Origin of the sequence: Mycoplasma sp. 'Moose RK', from assembly GCF_015708155.1 — a bacterium.
Lineage (GTDB): Bacteria > Bacillota_I > Bacilli_A > Mycoplasmatales > Metamycoplasmataceae > Mesomycoplasma.
The window spans coordinates 318,789-338,301 of record NZ_JADDYD010000001.1 but is presented as its reverse complement, the minus strand read 5'-3'; the positions used below and the strand labels follow the sequence as shown (position 1 = coordinate 338,301).

At 30.0% G+C, this 19,513-nt stretch carries 8 protein-coding genes; 4 read left to right on the top strand and 4 right to left on the bottom strand.

Going from position 1 to position 19,513, the window contains the following annotated elements; all coding sequences use genetic code 4:
* The first annotated feature begins 261 nt into the window (after positions 1–261).
* The 4 genes from IM807_RS01220 to mip all read left to right on the top strand — a co-directional run bounded on the left by IM807_RS01220 (position 262) and on the right by mip (position 17,299).
* Positions 262–12,015 (top strand): hypothetical protein, encoded by an 11,754-nt coding sequence (locus tag IM807_RS01220; RefSeq protein WP_196362763.1) that lies wholly within the window; start codon positions 262–264, stop codon positions 12,013–12,015.
* Positions 12,016–12,654: 639 nt separating this feature from the next.
* Positions 12,655–13,086 (top strand): hypothetical protein, encoded by a 432-nt coding sequence (locus tag IM807_RS03620; RefSeq protein WP_230861150.1) that lies wholly within the window; start codon positions 12,655–12,657, stop codon positions 13,084–13,086.
* Positions 13,025–14,815, top strand: coding sequence for a putative immunoglobulin-blocking virulence protein (locus IM807_RS01215; RefSeq protein ID WP_308699297.1), 1,791 nt, complete (start codon positions 13,025–13,027; stop codon positions 14,813–14,815). Before IM807_RS03620 ends, IM807_RS01215 begins: the two co-directional genes overlap by 62 nt.
* Before the next feature lie 21 nt (positions 14,816–14,836).
* On the top strand, positions 14,837–17,299 hold the full coding sequence (gene mip / locus IM807_RS04195) for an Ig-specific serine endopeptidase MIP (protein ID WP_196362762.1): 2,463 nt from the start codon (positions 14,837–14,839) through the stop codon (positions 17,297–17,299).
* 22 nt (positions 17,300–17,321) lie between these two features.
* Here the strand turns inward: mip and IM807_RS01205 are convergent, their stop codons facing one another.
* The 4 genes from IM807_RS01205 to IM807_RS01190 are packed head-to-tail and all read right to left on the bottom strand — an operon-like array spanning position 17,322 to position 19,513.
* Positions 17,322–18,230: an RluA family pseudouridine synthase gene (locus IM807_RS01205; RefSeq protein WP_196362761.1), complete on the bottom strand. Its 909-nt coding sequence runs from the start codon at positions 18,228–18,230 to the stop codon at positions 17,322–17,324.
* Positions 18,208–18,648, bottom strand: a complete 441-nt coding sequence (locus IM807_RS01200; protein WP_196362760.1) for a DNA starvation/stationary phase protection protein — start codon at positions 18,646–18,648, stop codon at positions 18,208–18,210. The genes IM807_RS01205 and IM807_RS01200 overlap by 23 nt, the downstream gene beginning before the upstream one ends.
* Entirely contained in the window at positions 18,648–18,881 is a 234-nt protein-coding gene (gene rpmE / locus IM807_RS01195; RefSeq protein WP_196362759.1) for a 50S ribosomal protein L31, read from the bottom strand. The genes IM807_RS01200 and rpmE overlap by 1 nt, the downstream gene beginning before the upstream one ends.
* Before the next feature lie 26 nt (positions 18,882–18,907).
* Positions 18,908–19,513 (bottom strand): FMN-dependent NADH-azoreductase, encoded by a 606-nt coding sequence (locus tag IM807_RS01190; RefSeq protein ID WP_196362758.1) that lies wholly within the window; start codon positions 19,511–19,513, stop codon positions 18,908–18,910.

Sequence of the window (19,513 nt, the reverse complement as noted above, 5' to 3'; positions counted from 1 at the left end):
TTTGATATTTTTGATAGTAATATTTAGCAAGTTCAATTTTTATTATACAAAAAAAAAAAAAAAACAAAAGAAAAAGGGAAATAATGTATAATTTACCTTGTACTATCCAATATTATTAATTTTCAAATCCTTACTTACTACTTAAAAAATTAATGGTTTTATTTTTTAACAACCATTAATTTTTTGTTTAAATTTATTGATTTTTAGTATATTAATTTATAAATAATATTATTGACAAAATTTCAAATTCAAGGAGCAAAAATGGCAGATATAACAAAAAAGGCAAAAAAAACTTTAAACAAAACAAAAAAACGTGCAATTATTCTTTCATTTTTAGCATTTGGTGGACTTTCAATTGGATCACTTGGTTTTTTACCATTCTTGATGAAAACTTGAAATACCTTACAATACAACATTGTTGATTTCAAGCACATCAATCGTGACAATGCTGCTTATGAACTCGAATTTGCGCTCAGTGATTTTGATGCTTACAAGCTAAATTATCAAGATTTAAATGTTGATTTTACTTTGGATAAAGAAGGAAAACAAGTAGTCACTTCTCACAAAGCAACTTATGATGATTTTTCTCGTTCATGAAAAATTAATTCAAATTATGATGGTCTTAATTTTGGAAAACGTTACTATTTAAAAGTTTACCTTGATGCAAAAAATCAAAAACGTTTTGCTGCCAAAAAAGTCATTAGTTTTGGTGAAAATGTTGTAAATTTTGTTGATACCCCGCCAGCAGTTCGTACAATTAATTTTGAAACAAAAACACCTTCAACAGCGTCAGTTTCACTTAAATTTGCTGATGAAAGCGCTAACCTTGAAGGTAAAAAAGTTGCCCTTGAGTATTATTATGTCCTTAAGAATCAATCAAATGATCTTGAAGACAAGTTAAGCGACACACACACACACACATCCTACGTTGATTCAAGTGTTGTTAAAAATGGTGTTGCTGAATTTAACTTAAAAAATCTTTATCCTGGTCTTGATTACCGAATTAGCGCAATTCGCTACATTGACAAACAAAATACAAGTCAAATTCCGCTTGTGCCAATGCAAAAAATTGCCCTTGATTCAGAAATTGATTATAAAAGGCAAGGAAATGAAGCCAAAAAGTCACTTTTTGAGCAAACAACTGGAAAAATAAGAGTAATTGCTGCATCTTTGATTGACCAAAATTTGTCTTATCAGCAAAAAAGAATGACAATTACTTTCCAAAATTTGGATCCAAGTGTTTCTTTGGAAAACAAAGTAATTAAAATGTTTTATAAAAATGCTTTGACAGGCAAAGAATTCACTACTTCTGGTACTTTTCTAAGCAATCTTGTAACATTTGATCTTAAAAATCTTGACCCTGGGTCAAAATATTATATTACAAAATTTGAACTTGATTCAGCAAAAGTGGATTTTTCTGATACTTTTGTGAAAAATTTTTACACTCCAGCGGCAATTGTTGATTCAAAAACTCAAGTTGGTGCGACTTATGCAAATATTGAACTAACAGTTGTATCTGTTGATGATTTGACAAAAACAACTGCATTTTTATACCTTGATAACACCGCTGTTATCCCTCCTTTGGCAAAATTCATCAAGACAGAAAAGGAAAATACTTACAAAATAAATTTAACTCCCAAAGAGTTAACAAATGCAACAAAATATAACCTAAATCGTCTAGTTTTGCAGTCCCAAGTTCCTGATTCTGTTTTTGCAAAGGCAAAAGATGGTTACAATTATTTTACAATTCCGTGAATTAACCAACTTGAAGTTGCTTCTTTAAAAAGAAATTTTGTTACATCAATTTCTGATTTAAAAACCTTTATTAAATTAGAACCAAGGGTCACTGCTTCCAAAGTTGAATATACTCTTGGATTTGGTCTTGATTCTTCTTTTCTTAATGATAAAAATCTTGTTTTACACTATTATAAAAAAGGCGATCCGAGTGAAAAATATGTTTCAAGACCCGCAATTGCTGAAGGTTCTGAAATTAGATTTGAATTAAACGAGTTTTCTGGATCAACAACTTACAAACTTGATAAAATTACAATTGAAGGTTATCCTGATCTGGCAGTAGCAATTAAATATGATCAAAACAAAAAATCTGATCAAGGTCTTAATTTTGATGAATTTTTCACCAAATATTTTGTTTCAAAGATTGATTTTGCAGAAATTACCGAAACAAGTGCCAAAGTAAATGTTGTAATTTCCGGCGATTTTAAAAACAGCATTTACAAACAAAGTTCAAACAGTCAAAGTTTTAAGGCAAAATTAATTTTTGGTCAACCAGGTTTTACCAATCTATCAAAAACAATTGACATTAACCTTGCATCACAAGATGAAAATTTTACCTTGACTCAGGATGAATTGCTTTTTCATTTTAAACTTGATAATTTGGATCCAAAGACAAAATACAAAGTTGCTGACCTTGAGGTGATCGGAAAATCAAACCTTTTTGACCTTGAAAACATCATTAATTTAGACGCAGAATTTAGCACTGCTTTCCAAAGAGTAAAAGTTTTAGGTTCTAATTTTGATCAAATTACTGAAAAAACAGCAACTGCAAATATTTATTTTGATCCAGTTTTCAACAATTTTCTCAACGGTCTTAAATTCAAGGCAAAATTTAAAGATGAGACTAATAAAATTGTTGCTTATCCAAGCAATTCTTACCATGAAATTAAAAATAATCGTTTAAAAGTGGAGCTGGTAAATCTTGAACCAGGAAAAAAATACACTTTTGTTGGTCTTGAATCAGATCCTGAACAAGAAAAAGGTCTAGAAAACCTTACTTTTGAATATTTTGATCAAAAGGATCAAACAAAAACAATCTTGCCACCTTTTTTCTATACAGTACCAAAAATAGCTGCAATTAAAAGCGAACCTAAGCAAGATTCATCGAAAATCACTGTTGATTTTGGAATTTCTGATCCTAATTTTGGAAAAAGACCAAATAGTTCTGATAAAAATGCCATTATTTTTGTTAAAAATAATGCAACTGGAGCAACTTCATCAGCAACTGCAAAAATTTTGTTTAAAGAACAGAAAAATATTGCTGAATTTAACCTTGAAAATCTTAAAAAATTAAGTCATCACACAATTACACAAATTTTAGTTGATTCACAAAAAATAAATTATAGCGAAAATCTTGAAGATGAAAAAGCAGCACAGCGAAACTTTAACACAGTTGCAACAACTGCAAGTGTTGTTAAGGTTTTACAAACTAAAAAAGAATTTAACAAAATTGGTCTAAAATTATCTTTTGATCCAATCAAAGATAATTTTATAAAAAATGACCAAATTCAGGTTGCACTTATTAATAAAACTGATAATTCAACTGCAGAAGCCACAGGTACAGTTTCTGATTCGCTAGTTTTAGATCTTGAATTTACAAACAACATCAAACCAGGTTCTGAATACACAATTAGTAAATTAACTAATTTAACAAAGGATAAAAATATCCAAACTTCAGTTGGTTTTGAATTCAAAAAGGCTGAAAATTATTCACCTGATTTATCAGGTGATAACAAAAATGAAAAAATTTATTCTTCACTTGAAGTAAAAAGTTTTTCTGTTTTAAAAAACGAAAATGAAACTGTCAAAGTTAAATTAGAATTTACTGATGCCGAAAAAGCATTGTTAAGCACTACAAAACCAACAATTTCCCTTTTGTTAAAAAACTCACAAACCAATGAAATTTTAACAGCAACAACACAAGCAAAAGAAGAAGATGGCAAAATTACAGCTGAATTTAGTTTTGAAAATCTAGAAAGAAACCAAAAATATGTACTAGTTTCAGTAAATGATTTTAGCAGTGCAGCTCCGCAATTTCACTTAAATTCTGATTTAAGCAGTGAAGACAAAAAATCATTTTATGTAAATGTTGACAAAATTGAAGTTAAAAACATTGTTTATTCAAATATTAAATCAACTTCTGTTAAAGCTGAAATATTTTTTGATCCAATCAAGGATCATTATCTAGCTGAAAAGGAAATTGAAGTTGAAATAACAAAAGATGAAGATCCTGCTGCTAAATTTGTTAGTGTAGCAACGCAAGTTCAAGGCACTCCAATTACAAGGAAAAAAGTAAAAATCATTAAATTAGATGACAACAGACTTAGAGCCGAAGTTGAATTTGAAAACCTTGATGAAGGAACGGATTTTAAAATCAAACTTCTTAAATTAGCTAAAAATGCAATTCATACAAACAACAAAAATGTTGAAACTGGTCCTAAATTTGAAATAGTTGATGAATTTGTGTCCTCAGTTGCTGCATCATCACCGGACAAAAAAATTGGCCAAATTGATGATAATTCAAAGCAAAAAACACTCAAATTTGCAACTGATATTGTAATTTCAGACATTAAAATTAATGAAAATAACTCCTCTGACAAACAAAGATCTGCTGAAATTAAAATTGATTTTACTAACTCAAACAATGAAATTTTAAAACTAAAAAAAGATCAAGTTGTTACAATCACTTTAATAAATAAGCAAACTGGAAAATTAATACTTACCTCTGCCAAGGTTGTTGCTGAAGAATCAACCCAAGGAAACAAAAAAACAGCAGCATCTGCAACTTTTAATTTTCAAAATAATCTTGACAAGCTAACAAAATACGAAATTAGCTCTGTCTCTGTTGTTCGTAGAAATGGAGTCTATCCAATTCCATTTTCTACTAAAATTAGTCAAGAAAAGAAAAGCTTTAGTACGCAAATTAATTCTGTAACAGTTAAAAATATTTTTTACAGGGACATTAGCAAAACCTCTGTTGAATTAACAACTGTTTTTGATTTTATTGAAGATAATATTTTAAATGATCAATTTGAGGCTGAATTAGAATATGAACTTGAAAAACCACAAGGACAAAATAGTATTTTAAAAACTTCTAAGGTTGAAATTACTAACAACCGTGCAATTTTTATAATTGAAAACCTTGATGAAGCAACTGGTTATAAAGTCAAAGATCTAAAGCTTACAAAAAAAACATTAGTTCGCAGAGCTCGTTCATTAAGAACAAGACGAAGTATACAGGATGAAAACACTGGAAATATTAGTGTAAATTTTGATAAAACTGAAGTTGAACAAACAAACAAGAAATTGTTTGCAACAAAATCATTGATTTCCGAAATTAAACTTGACCCTAATTTGATTCAATTGCCACAAGGCGCACAAGTTACATTTGATAAAACTGCATTATCTGACACAAGTGCTGGTCTTGAATTAAAAATCAAGGATCCAAAAGAATTTTTCAAAAATTATCAAGCAAGAAGTCATGAAATTAAATTGTTGGTAAAATCAAAAAGAACTGGTGCAATCGCTGAAGTGGGTTCTGATTTTTCCTATGACTCTGGAAATAAATTTGCAATTCTGAAATTTAAATTTGATAATTTAGAAAAATACACTGTTTATGAAGTTGTTGATATTTTTCTAAATGGTGTTCCGGTTGGTTTTCTTGGTACTTTAACTCAACAACAGCGCCAATTCCGCACAACTGCAAAGGAAGTTTTGCCTGAACTGATTTCACAAATTGAGTTTAAAAAACATGGCGCTGTTGTTAGAATGGTGTTTGATGTTTTCAAAAACTGATTTTTAGTTGACAATAAAGTGAAAATTACCTTCAAAAAATTAGGTAATCAAACCCAGGATGATCCTGAATTAACAGCAGAGGCAAAAGTTGAAAGTAACGGTTTTGCTGTTTTCAACATTGATAAAGAAAACATCAAAAATAAGGTACCTCAAGGAACAAGGTTTGAAATATCAAAACTAGAATTTGTTCCAGAAATTCGTGATAACCAAAAAATTGTCAAGGATTTTCCATTAGATAAAATTGCTGCAGTTGACCAAGAAAAAATTTTAACCACATCACAGACTCAAAATGCAGTTACAGTTCTTGATTCTAACCAAAAACAATTGCAGCAACCAAAAATAACTCAATTTCAAGATGTTCAAGTACAGCAAACAGAAAATAATGCTGATTTTGCTGATGTAAATTTAAGAACAAGTCCACTAATTGGTCAAACACAACAAAATTCACAACCAAAGTTAAAAACTACCTTTGATACTGCAGCTTATATTACCAATGTTGAAAAAATTAGTTTAGCTGATAAAAATGCTGAAATTAAAATTACTATAAATTCTACTTTGCTTCTTGATAATCAAAATCAAGGAACAATGAAATTAAAATATATTGACATAAGCACAGGACAAGAATATAATTCTTCTTTGAATGGACAGCCAGTTCGAGGCGCATCAACAGCAGAATATACTTTTTTAGCATCTAATTTAACACCATTAAACTATTATCAATTAGTTTCAGTTACTTATGAAAATGCTAGCAAGGTTGAGCAAACAATCACTTTTGATGAAAACCAAGTAAATTATCAGGATCGATTATTTAGAACAACTCCAATTAGTTTTCAAGTTACTAGTATTGAATCAACATTTAATAAAATCAATAAAACTGCAAATGTTAAACTGCAATTGGATGATAAAGCACCCCAATATCTTGAGGGTTATTATGTTTTAGTTTCATACCAACGAATTGATAAAACAAGTTCGAATACGCCAATTTCAACAGTTGAAGGTCAAATCAATTCAGATGGAAGTGTTGATATTGTCCTTGAAGACAAATATTCAAATAGTCAAAAGTCAATCCAACTTCCTGAAATAACAACTAATTTAGCACAAATCAATGATGAAACTAACACTTTAAATCAAAAATTAAGACTTCAAAACCCTGAAAATACTGTTAACAGAACTAGTAAAACTGTTGAAACAAACAAACTTTTTGATACTTTTAACTATAAAATTACAAAAGTTGAACTAAAATCAAAACCACATGATTCTTCTCAAGCAAGTCGTGTAAGACGTTCTTTAAGTACTTCATTACTAATTGAAAAAAATAATAATTTTGCTCGACAAGCAGATTTTAAAACCGATGCAAGTACCCAAACAACAAAAATTAACGAAACACAGATCATAAAAACTAACCCAATTAGTATTTATGATCAACTAATTTTTACTGAGGAAAAAGATAAATCTTCCGGAATTGACACAACAATTTATGCTTATTTTATTTCTTCAGATGAACTAAGTGAAACCGATGCTGACAAAAAACATTTTAGTGTTCAACTTTATAATAAAACACTAAAAAAATATGAATTAGTGACAAAAGCTAGTGAAATTAAAAAACTTAATGCAACCGGTAATAAATCCCACTTTTATGTTGTCAGTTTTGAAACTAATTTAAATAAAGCCTCGCTTTACAATATTGAACACTTTGTTTACAAAGACCAAAAAATTGAAACTTCTGATTATAAAACTCAAAGAGTGGCCAAAACTGAATTTACAACCCCAGGTAAAAAAGCTTGACTTACTAATTTTTCACAAGTGGGTGCTTACGAAAATGAAGCGGCTAGTGTTATTTTCCAATTTGATGAAAAAGATGAATATTTGTGAAGAAATAAGCACAAAATTGAACTAGATATTCATGAAGTACCACAATCAGGAAGCGCAAGTTCTTCAACAAAGTTCACTTTTGTTCCAACTGGCCCAATCACACGGGTAAAACTAGATAATACAAGTTCAAAAGATCAAACTTTGCAAACTAGTTTAAGTCCAAACAAAACTTATGAAATCCGTAATTTTACAATTAAAGAGGTTGAAACTCCACAAACTTCACAACCACCTTTGTCTGATACACAATCTACATTAAAAATTAAAACTATTGATGCTCAAAACACGGCCAATCCAACTGAGTTAGGGCAAAATAAAATGGAAGTTGCCAAAGTCGACTCTTCTGAGGTTAAAAAATCAATGCTTGATCAAAAAATTCCATTTTTTGAAACAAAAGCCCAATTTAATTATACTGAAAGCGTTAATTTTAAACAAGACGACGATGAAAATGCTGATGGAAAATCAGCAACTTTAGAATTTAATTTTAATAATAAATTTTTACAAATTCCTTCTAGTTATGCAACTATTACTATTGCCCCTGCTGAAAGTTCTTCAACACAACCACAACAAAAAGAAGTTACTTTTATATCAGAAAATCAGTATGATTCAAGTAATGGAAAAATTACTTTTAAATTAAATAATTTGGATAGATTTCACACCTATAAAATCACCAATTTTGAAATTGGTGGTGAAAAAATTGATCCTTTTGTTGCTTTAAAAGCGCAAGTAGGTGCTGGTTCAACAAGTTCTAAATTAGAATTCACCCCTGTAGTTCAAAAAATTTACTTATCAGATTTAGAAGTTGAAGATCTAAGAACGGGGACAAATGAGGTACCACAATCTTTAAACTCAAAACAGCCTCAAACATCACAAGATGGTGGTGCTACAAAAGAAGATGGTTCTAAGGTTTTTGGTAAAATCAAACTTTATTTTGACAAAAATGATTCTTGACTTGAAAATTCAAAATTGGAAATTAAAATTAAAGATAAAAATCAAAATACTGACATTGCCACCATTAATGATGTTTCAGTTACAAAGGATACTTTAAAACCTTCTACACCTTATAAAGCGGAAATTGACTTAAATTCTCAAGATCAAATCCAACCTGGAAGCAAAATTGCTTTTGAATTTAAAATAAAAGAAGTTGGTCAAGCAACCAATCTCAAAGGCAAATCACCTGAAGACATTAAAATCGAAGTGCCCGAAAGACAATATAATTTGGATTATGCGCCCAAATTAGAAACAGATGTTGTGATTCCCCCAGTAATTGAATCAGTTGTTTTCTCAGAGTTAAAAGATACAACTGCTAAATTAAAAATTAAATTAAAAGGCGATCCTAGAAATTTTGAAAGGGTGACAGACAATCCCATTGTTTTATCAATCCAACCAGATCCAAAAAATGAAACAAAAGGAAAAATCCCTATTTCACTAATTAAAATCTCTCAGGTTACAAAATTTAAAGATAAGTCAAAATTTGAAATTGAATATAATTTAGAAAATTTAATCCCCAATGTTGAATATAAAATCCTTAAATTACAAGGTCAAGATCTTGAAATCCCGTTTGGTGAAAAACAATATAAATTAAAATTAGCGCAAAGTAGTGGCACTTCACAAACAAATGCAAGTGCAACCGAAAAAACATTTAAAACCACGTTTTCTGTACTTTCGCCCGAAAGTATAATTTTGACTCAAAAACAAAGAACTCCTTCAGGTGGTCAATCTGGTTCAGAATATCTGCCTGAAACTCTGGATTTAAATCTTGATCCTGTTTCAATGTGAAGTTTGGATAAGAAAAAAATAATGGTCAAATTTAAACCTGTTGGTCCAGATGGAAAAGATCTAACATCTGGTGATAATAATAAAGAAAGAAATTATGAATTTAATGTTAAATATGATAAAGTTAAAAAATCACTTGTTGCTAGTTTAAAAGCAAAACCGGTAACTGATTCAAATTCTGATTTTAATCTTTATCCTTCAACCACTTATAAAATTACACAAATTAGCTCAAGAACTGATGGAATTACACTTAATCTTGATCAGGGAGCAACAAATAAAAAAGATGATCAATTAAAATTTACAACCCAGTTGGCCCAACCGCCATTAAAAGAAGCAAAAATTTCTAATTTTTATAATAAACAAGGACTAGATGACACTTTTGAGCAGCGAATTTACTTTGCCTTTGATGATCCCTATCGAGCAATTGATGAATCATCAATTAAGGATTGGAAATTAATTCTTGAAGGAACGACTGATAAAAACAAGAATAATGATGCAAGTTCATGAGAAGAAGTAGTAAAATATGAACCTGGAGATTCTAATAAAAAGATTATTTTATATAATCCGCGTGAGCTAGCTGCGCCTGAAATTGAATATAATGAAGATCCTGAATTGCAAAGAATTTTAGTTCAGAAGCAAGAAATTGAAAATAAAATTCAAATAATTGAAGATGACATTAAACATTTTGAAGATCGTAATCAAAAAAGAATTGATCTAATAAAAGAACTAGCTTCTAACAGTTTTGAGGAAAAATTTAAGAGTGATTTAGTAAGGGAATCAAGTCAAATAAAACAAGCAATTGAAAAAAGAAAAGAAGAATTACAGCAAGAACAAGAAAATCTGCAAAGAATTAAAGCATATGAAGATTATTCAACAGAAATAAGTCAACAGGAAAATGAGATTAGAGAAAAAGTTAAAAACGACAAATATAAACGTTATTTTGCCTTCACTCTAAAAGGTGATGCATCTTGATTAAAATACTATAAAATGCGGGTAGCAATTCAATATAAATATTTTAAGGACAATAACAATAGAAAAACTTCTGAATATGGAAAATTGATTAGTAATATTGATGAAAATCAAACAGCAAACAGAAATAACAATACGCCTTATGAAACTTCTCAAGCTTCCAGAATTGCAAAAATTGAATTAACTGATTTTGCCAAGTATACCAACCGAATTTTATTGAAAAAATCTGAAATTAAGCCTTTAAACCAAATTGGCGCTTATATTGAAATGGAATTTGAGGATCCAAAAGGGTTGTTGCAAGGATTAGAACACAAATTTAATAATGCTAAAATACAAGGTGTAAATGGCCTTCAAGAATGAATTGAATTATCTTCTAATATTTTTTTTGATAACCAAAGTGAAATTATCAAAAATCCGAATGCATCATCAGTTAAAACTAGTAGATATAAAGTAGATGCATCCAACGATAATGGTGATAATCTTGCAAGAGTTCCAGAAAACCAGTGAACAGCTAATAATTCCTCCCATTATAACCTTGATTTTGATGTTAGAGGGTATGAATATGATCTTAAAAATCCATTTTCCAAATTACTAGAACAATCAAGTAAAAAATACATTGAACTAGTGGGTGAGATACCAAAATCATTGAATCCAAAACCAGAATTACAAAAAAACAAATCCTATAATCTTTTTTATACTCTAAGACTTGCGAAAGTTGAAATAAAAAATGGGGGTTCTAGTGGAAAAAAAGCAACAATCGGCTTAATAATCACAAATCATTGAAAATATGCAAGTTTATTTGCAAAAAAAATCATTAGTGTTTATCCTAAATTTTTAAGCGGTGACACCACTATTTCTAATAATGATGTTAAAAATTTTCAACCTTTAGTTCCCCATTTATCCAAAAATATAAGTTTAACATTTATGACATCACCAATAATTCAAAAAGAAGACCCTTATTGAGGTAATTTCTGGGCAAATCCTAGCGGAAATGTTTGGTATACTTCAGAAATTAGGTGATATGATAAATTTATACAATCCAACTATGTTGTTGAAGCCTTTGGTAAGTCTATTTATGAAAAAATCCGTAAGCAATTTGTTGGTAGATATGATTTTGATAAAACACTTTTTATTGGACCTACAGGTCCAATAAAAAAATTAGGCGAAAATCCTGCAAAAGTTCAAGATAATGCCCCAGAACAAGCTTTAGTTAACTATGCAGGTAAACCAATTTTACGTCACATAAATGAGGATTTTTTTAGGGGGAAGAAACGTGAACCTTTTGGAATAAAATCAACAAGTTATGATCAAGGTTCCAAAATGTTTACAATAATTTTCCAAAGTCCATATTCAGGTTCTGATATGAAAATCCAAGAAATTATGCCAACAGTTTCGTATGCAACATTTATTGACCAAACTGGAAAAATTTATTTATTTGGTAATAAAAATGGTAATCCAATTAAATTACAAGATGATATTAATACCTCTAATTGGCAATTAGAAATTAACCTTGCGCCGGTAAGTTGATCAGAAAACGAATTACCCATTACTGGTACTAATTTAAATTTTATGGGCTTGCTTGTTTTTCCATATTTACCACCAAATTTTACACAGAACGAGTTTTTAAAAAATTTTGTTGGTCAAGATCAATATGTTCAAGGTCAAGAATACAAAAGTTTTGTGCAAAATAGTCAAACATTTAAATATCTTTTGCCTATAAAAGGTTATGATGGATTACAAGTAGATGCACAAAACCCTTATTTTATGCCTTGAACAAAGCATGATAATGCCTGAAATCGTATTACTTACTAATTTTTAAGACACAACTTATAAAATTCATCATTTTTGATTTAATTGAGATCCTGAATTTGCTAATTTTTTAAAGCAAAACAAGATTTAACAATCCGTGTTATCAAAAGGTAACGCGCTTGCAAACCGATCAATTGAACTTTTATGCGATTTTACAGCGAAAATTAATTAATATTGAAGGTCAAAATTTCAAAAATACAACTGTTAACCATCAAAAAAATTCATTTATTAAATAATATAGAGCAACTCAAGACTTCAAATTAGTTTATCATATAAAACTCCAAGTTTTTATATAAGTTAAATCAATTCTTCAGAATTTTTTAAAAATGAACATGTTAGAAAAAATAAAAATAGAGTTTGTCTTAAAATTATTAAAAAAAAAAAAAAAACTAATTGTTTGAATTCTTTCTACTGATTTACTTCAAAAATTACTATCAATAATTTAATTAGTAATGCAATTTCTAAACTTAATTCTTCAAAAATGTTTTGAAATCTTTCAAAATTGAAATCACCTTCTTAATATTAAAAAAATAAAAATGAAAAAATTAAGCTAAAAAACATTAGAAAAATTAAAATTGTCACACAAAAAAATAAAAATCTACTATAATTTTATAAAAACATTGAAATAAGAAAGGAAAAATTATGGCACCATACTTTTCTCGTAGAAAAAAACTTGTAATTGTGTCTACCTTTTCAGCAATTATCGTTGGCAGTTCTTTTCTTACTTCGCAAATTACTAATTTTTTATCATTTAGTAACCGAATTAGTTACAGCTCATCTTTACCTTCAGTCATAAAATCCACTGACCCAAATGATTTGACTTTTTTTTCGCCTGTCACAAATTCAAAATTAAAACCCCTTCAGAATAATCAGCCAAAAGTTGATTTAATTAAACCTGAGATTAAAAAAGAAACAGAAAAACCTAAACCTATTGAGCCACCAAAACCTGAAAAACCAAAAGTAATCGCAGTAAAACCTCCTCTCTCTCTCTCTCTCTCCAAAACCACCCTCTTTAAAAATTCCTGAAAAGGTAATTGAAACTCCTGCTCCTTCTGCTGAAAAAACAATTCCTAAAGTAATTGATTCACCGATAGTTTCTGATACTCCTGGCGAAAAAAGAGAACAAGGCACAGTTTCTAACCAACAAATTCAAAATGCACTTGATCGCTACAAACAAGGGTTAGCAGCTGAAATTAAAAAATATGAACAAAGTGTTGCTGCCTTACAAGCTCAAGTTAATGAAATTGAACGTTCCTACAAAGAAGATTTTGATAAAGATCATATTCGCGGTAAGATCCCAAAAACACAAGCTGGAAAAGATCTTTGAAAAGAAATTTACCAAAATCGAATTAATCTTCCCAAATATAATTTAGAAAAAGAGAAAGCATATCTTGAAGAATTAAGAAGAAGAGCGCCAAAAACCTCATTTACTCCTGAGGAATTAAAATCATTAAGACAAGGTTTGGTACCTTCAACTGAATCACCAAATGTTTGAGTCTATGAAGATGAAAATAAAAATCCGACATTAAATCGGCTAAAACAACACAATAAAAATAGGACTTTCAATACACCAAGTTGGTATGGACTTACGCCTGATAATATTTCAAATGGTAATTTTCCTGGATGAACAAAAAATGATGTAAGTAGTTCTTTTTCAAGTGAAATTAATGGTCACACTAATTCAATCAAGGTTTATGAATACACACCTAATGCTGACAATGAGGATAAAAGTAGACAAGCTTTAAAATTGATAGAACTTGATGCAAATGATAATAATGCTTTTGAAAAATTTAAAGAAATTATGTCAAAAATTTCCCAAAAAGACAATAAAGTTCAAGCAATCCGAATTAAAAACATTGGGGAAACTCACTCATTACAAAATGCAGCTGAAATTTTAAAAGCAATTCCTAGTCAAATAAATACAGTTTCTGTATTTTTAAATAACACAAATGCCACTAAATCACTTCGTGGTCTTGAAAACAAAAAATTAAAGGAATTATCAATTTATACTGAAATTAACTCGTTAAATGAAGAATGAACCATTAATCCAAATGCACTTAATAATGTTGACTTTATTAGCTTTGATTATAACAATCAGGCTACTTTTGATCCATCATCAGGTAAAATTGGTGGTTCAATCATTTTCCAGGGTCTTAGATGAGAAAAAGGTGATGATATCAATAAAATAAATGAGGGTCTTTCAATTGTTTTTGATTCAAAAATTAACCAAAGAGTGTTCCAAGGAAACTTTGGTGGCAAGGGTGGTTGGCCCACAACCCTTGATTTTTCTGAAACTGATGTTAACACTTTTAAAAACATCAAGTTTAATGAGTTTGACCAAAAATTCAATGAAAAAGTTAAAAATTGGAAAGATGACCCTTATGCCAAGGAAAATTACACCGGGTTTAGAAAATTAAAGTTTAGCAAATTAATTATTAAAGGATCAGAATCAGCTGGTAGCTCAAAAAGTCTAAACTTTAAGTTTTCTGACCTTGATGGCGCACAATTTACTGAGAGATTTTCAGAACCTGTACCAATGAATAATCCTAAAGTTGTTGTCAAAGTTTCTGGCCAACAAATAAATTCATACCCTGTTTATATATCAGGAACTCCAAGTGGTGATGCAATTGAGCAACTTAAAAAATTTATTGAGGTAGCAAATGGCTCAGGCAATAACATTACCCAAATTTTTGTTGAAAATGATAGTGTAAGATCACAAATAGGTTCAACCATTGGTCTTGCACAAGTGTTAGTAGAAAAACAATCCAATGGTGCTGGTTCTATTTCTCAAGGTCTTGTCTAATTTAATTTTTAGAGGTAATATATGAAGAAAAGAGATTTTTTAATGAAAAACAAAGCAATTTTTTTGCTTATGGGTCTTAGTTTTAGTAGTTTTGTATTTTTTTCATGTGGTGCAAAAACTGAGCTTAGTGGCAATAAAAATGATGAGAAAGCTAAGTCAGAAAATCAAGTAAGCACTGATGAAAATAGCGCAAAATTTGATGAAAATACCAAAAAATCTTTAGAAAATCAGGTAAATGCCTCTTATTCAAGTTTTGAAAGTGTTCCTTCTGAAGCAACCTACCAAGATTTTTCCAAAAAACTGGATGAAATTAAAGCTTCTTTACCTAAGCTTTTTCAGAATCCTGATTTAGAACAAAAGCAAAATGATTGGGATAATGCCAAAAAAACCTTAGATACTCAAGTTCAAAAAAATGGCTATAAAACTGATAATTTAACGAAACTAATTATTGGCTCTTTTCTTGATGTTTTAAAACCTGTTGCAAAAAAACAGCAATTACCACCACAAAAAGCCCCTGAAATACCAGAAGCTAAGGTTAATGAATATTATAAAAAATTAAGCGAAATTGCCCCTAAAGGTCAAAATTGATCAATTATAAGGGATGGAAAAAGAATTGTTGAAGATCAATATAAATATGATTTCCCTGATCATGAATGAAGGTATTTTCTTGAAAAATATGGCGGCGGTGGCGCTAAAGTTATTGGTCTTGATGACCCTGATGGGCTTGCTGATTATCCGCTTGGAAACACAAAAAAATTACCTGAAAATTTGAAATCAATAATTGATAACAAAGCAAAGGAATCAGGCCAACCTTTGTATGATAATGCAGCCCAACGTACCTTTGTGTTGCCAAAATATGACAATTCTGGTTCAATTTCTGGTATTGATATCCCTGAATATCATAAGGGAGACACATCTCCTGCAATTCACCTTGACCCACAAACAGGAGCGCTTTTGCGTGGTGGGCCTGGAAGAGTTGGGTTACCACGAATGTTACCAAATAATGAATACAAAAATTTAACCAAAAGTGCAATTTCGGTTACATTCAGAAATGGTCAATATCTAAAAACCCATGATGGAAAAGAAGGTGTGCCTGATTATTTGCCACCTACTGAAGTTGTTCATTTTAGTGGTACTCACCGAGGAACTTTAAATATTATTGACTATAAAAAAGAAAATGATGGAAAATATCCATTAACTTGATATTTTATCACTAACGCCCATGTGTTAAATAGACTTCAGGTGGCAAATGATTATCACAGCGGTAAAATTTATGGGCGAGATGATGATGCCTACAATACGCATAATCGCCAATATAATACTTGAAGTATTGATTTTACGAAAATCAAAAGTTCAGTTGGACTAAATAATGTAATGACAACAACTGGCGAATCAAGAAAAGATACCTATTATGACACTGTAAATTTGACTGTTCGGACAAAGTCAACCAATATTCACAATGCTGGAAAACAACTTGATCAATCAAATTATCGAGTTAATGATGATAAAATTAATAATAATCAGTCAATTCCAGCCGATGCTGAGTTAAACGTTAGAACAATTGTTTTTGGCTCAAATGTTTTTGAAAAAAAACCAGGTGACTTTACAAGTCAAGAAAAATATAAAGATATTCAAGAATTACTTGATTTTGCCATCATGGAAGTCACTTTTGACAATGAAGAACAAGCAAAAAAAATTACCAAAGACTGGTATGAAGACCACAAAGATCAAAAAAGCAAGGATAAATCATCGACTATCACTTCAGATTCTGATCTTTTAAATGATGACCAATATCAAAAACTACCCGCAAATCAATTTTATGGTTTAGGATTTCCGCTTTCTGAAGCAGAATTAAAAACCACATTAGATGAATTTAAGAACAAAAATGCTTGAGATACAAGAAAATATAGCGTAAGCCCTTATGTAAATAAAGACAATGAACTTTATTTTAATCAGGACACAGAAAATGAAAAACTAAAAAATGGTGGTGATCTTGCTTGATCAAGATCCTATCGATCCTTTGTTAATAAACCAGGATTAACTGATATTTTTATCTCAACTCCATTTGTAAGTAATGGTTTTATAAGGATTACTAAATTTGATAACTCAAAAAATCAGTTCACAACTGTTCCCTATTTATTTTGAGGTTTAGGAACTTTGCTTGACAATTTTACAGGTGGTGGTGGAATGTCAGGAACTGGAATATACAAGGACAATAAACTTTATTCACTTATTTTTGCCACTGATGCTCGGGCATCAACTGCTGTTTCTTTAAATTTAAGATCATATGGAAATGATTACAAAGGTTATTATGGTAGCTACAATTTACCAAAATATGACCTAATTTATGGCTCAAAACACCAAAGAAAATCCTATTTTCAAGCAATGCAGCAACTTTATAAAGATAAAGGTGTCAAGACCTACTTGTTCCCGAATGGTTTTGATGATTCTCAAAAAGTTGATGTCTTTGGTGATTGGAATTAGGACAAAAATTTAAATTTTTGTATTAGTTCTGAAAAGCAATTGCAAATTCCGGCGGTAATTCAGTTTTAAATTTACAAATTTTGCCATCTATGTTTGTAAAAATTATTTTATAAGCATGTAATCGTTGATTCAAATTATCCACTTTTTTGCCATAAAGTGGATCGCCATAAAGTGGGAAACCAATGTGTGCAAGGTGGATGCGAATTTGATGTGTTCGCCCAGTTTCAAGTTGGCACTTAATGAGGCTGAAATTTTCTGATTTATAACTAAAATGGCGCACTAGTTCAACATAAGTGACTGCATTTTTGGAATTAAAATAACTTATAGTTTTTTTTAGGCGATTCTTTGGATCACGTGCAATTGGCAAATTAATTTTTAAATGCTTATTAGGAATTAGACCTACCACAATTGCCATATAAAATCTTTTAATTTCTTTTTTTGCAAGCTGATTTGCAAAAAAGTGATGGGATTTGGCATTTTTTGCAACCAAAAGCAAACCAGTTGTATCTTTGTCAAGTCGATGAATGATTCCTGGGCGAACTTGATCAAGTTCATCAAGGTTTTCTTGCAAATGACCAATAATTCCGTTGACTAAGGTTTTATCTCAATTACCGATTCCAGGATGGACGACTAGATTTTTAGGTTTGTTAATTACAAGCAAATTTTCATCTTGAAAAACAAGTTCAAAATCAATTTTTGCCGGTAAAAGTGAAACTTTTGGTGGTTCAAAATCATTTAAAATAGTAACTTTTTGTCCCGTTTTAACAATTTGGTTCTTTTTTTCAACTAAATTATCATCAATTCAAACTTTTTTTGTTAGAATCAAACTGTGGGCAATCGTCCTTGATAAATTAGTAACTTTTGCAACTAAAATGTCAATTCTAATGGGATTTTCACTGAAAATAAAACTAAGATTTTGGTAGTTGGGCATTAACTTTCCAAAGTTCCTTGTGATAAAAAATGATTAATTCATCAATTAAAGGTAAAATTGTTGTAACAGCAAAAGATATATTCTTGCCTTGAATTTTCTCACATATTTGAAGAATAATTTTAATTTGTGCGGCAATTTCGTTGATTACGTCAAAACCATTTCAAACTCTTGCTTGCAAAAATTCAAGCTTTGCATTTTGCTGGATTTCTGCAAAGCTTGCAAAAGCAATTTCGTCAAGTGCGCGAATTTTTTCAGCAACTTCATCAATAAAATCATTAGTTTTTTGGGCCAATTTATCAGTGTATTTGTGAATTACAAGAAAATTTTGATCCACTAGATTTCAGTGAAAATTCTTAAGATTTGCATAAAAAACAGTCAAGCTTGCTTGTAATTGATGCAATAATTCATTTGTTTTCATTAGTCTTTTTTATTTCCTTGATTTGCGCTTTTAGCTTTTGCAGCCATGCGACGAAATCTTTCAATTCTTCCAGTTGTTCGATTTAGAGAACGGTCACCAGTGAATTGTGGGTGACAACCAGAACAAATGTCAATTGAAAATTTTTCAATAACGGTTTTAATAGTAAATTCTGAGTTGCAAGTTGAGCAAGTTAAAGTTAAATCGTGTGTTTCAGGGTGAATATTTTTTTTCATTATAGTTCCTTTCTTGTGAAAAAATTTTAGAAAACCTGTGCTAATTCAAGGAGTGAATCGGAAAATTCTTTTGTAAATTCAGCGACTGTTTTTTGACTGGCCAAAGCAAGTTTTGTACCTGCTAAAACAAAAGGTTTTGCAGAAACATTTGCACCAAGAAATTCAAAAATTTGTTTAATGATTGAGGTGTGATCGCCAAAAGGATACCAACCAATTGGTGCGCCTTGTGCTGTCAAAATTTGTACATTTTTAATGTTATTTAGTAGTCCTGTGTATTTTCCAGTTTTTTTATCCAAAGTAAAAGTTTTATTTGGCAAGGTAATTGCATCAAAAAAGTTTTTTGTTGTTGCTGAATAATTAAAATTCGTCATTGAAGTTGAAAAAACTACTTTATCAACACTTTTTAATTTGTCAATCCAAAAATCAGCATTAACTTCATTATAAAAAGAACCATTTTCATAATTTTCAAGGCTTAAATTTGTACTTGCCAATTGAAATTTATTTAAATCAAAAACCTCAATTTTGGCTTCAGGATGATTTTTAGAATAAAAATCAACAAAAATATCGGAAAGATGCGATGAATATGCCCCTTTTTTTTCGTTTACAGAAGACTTTATCACCAAAATGTTCAT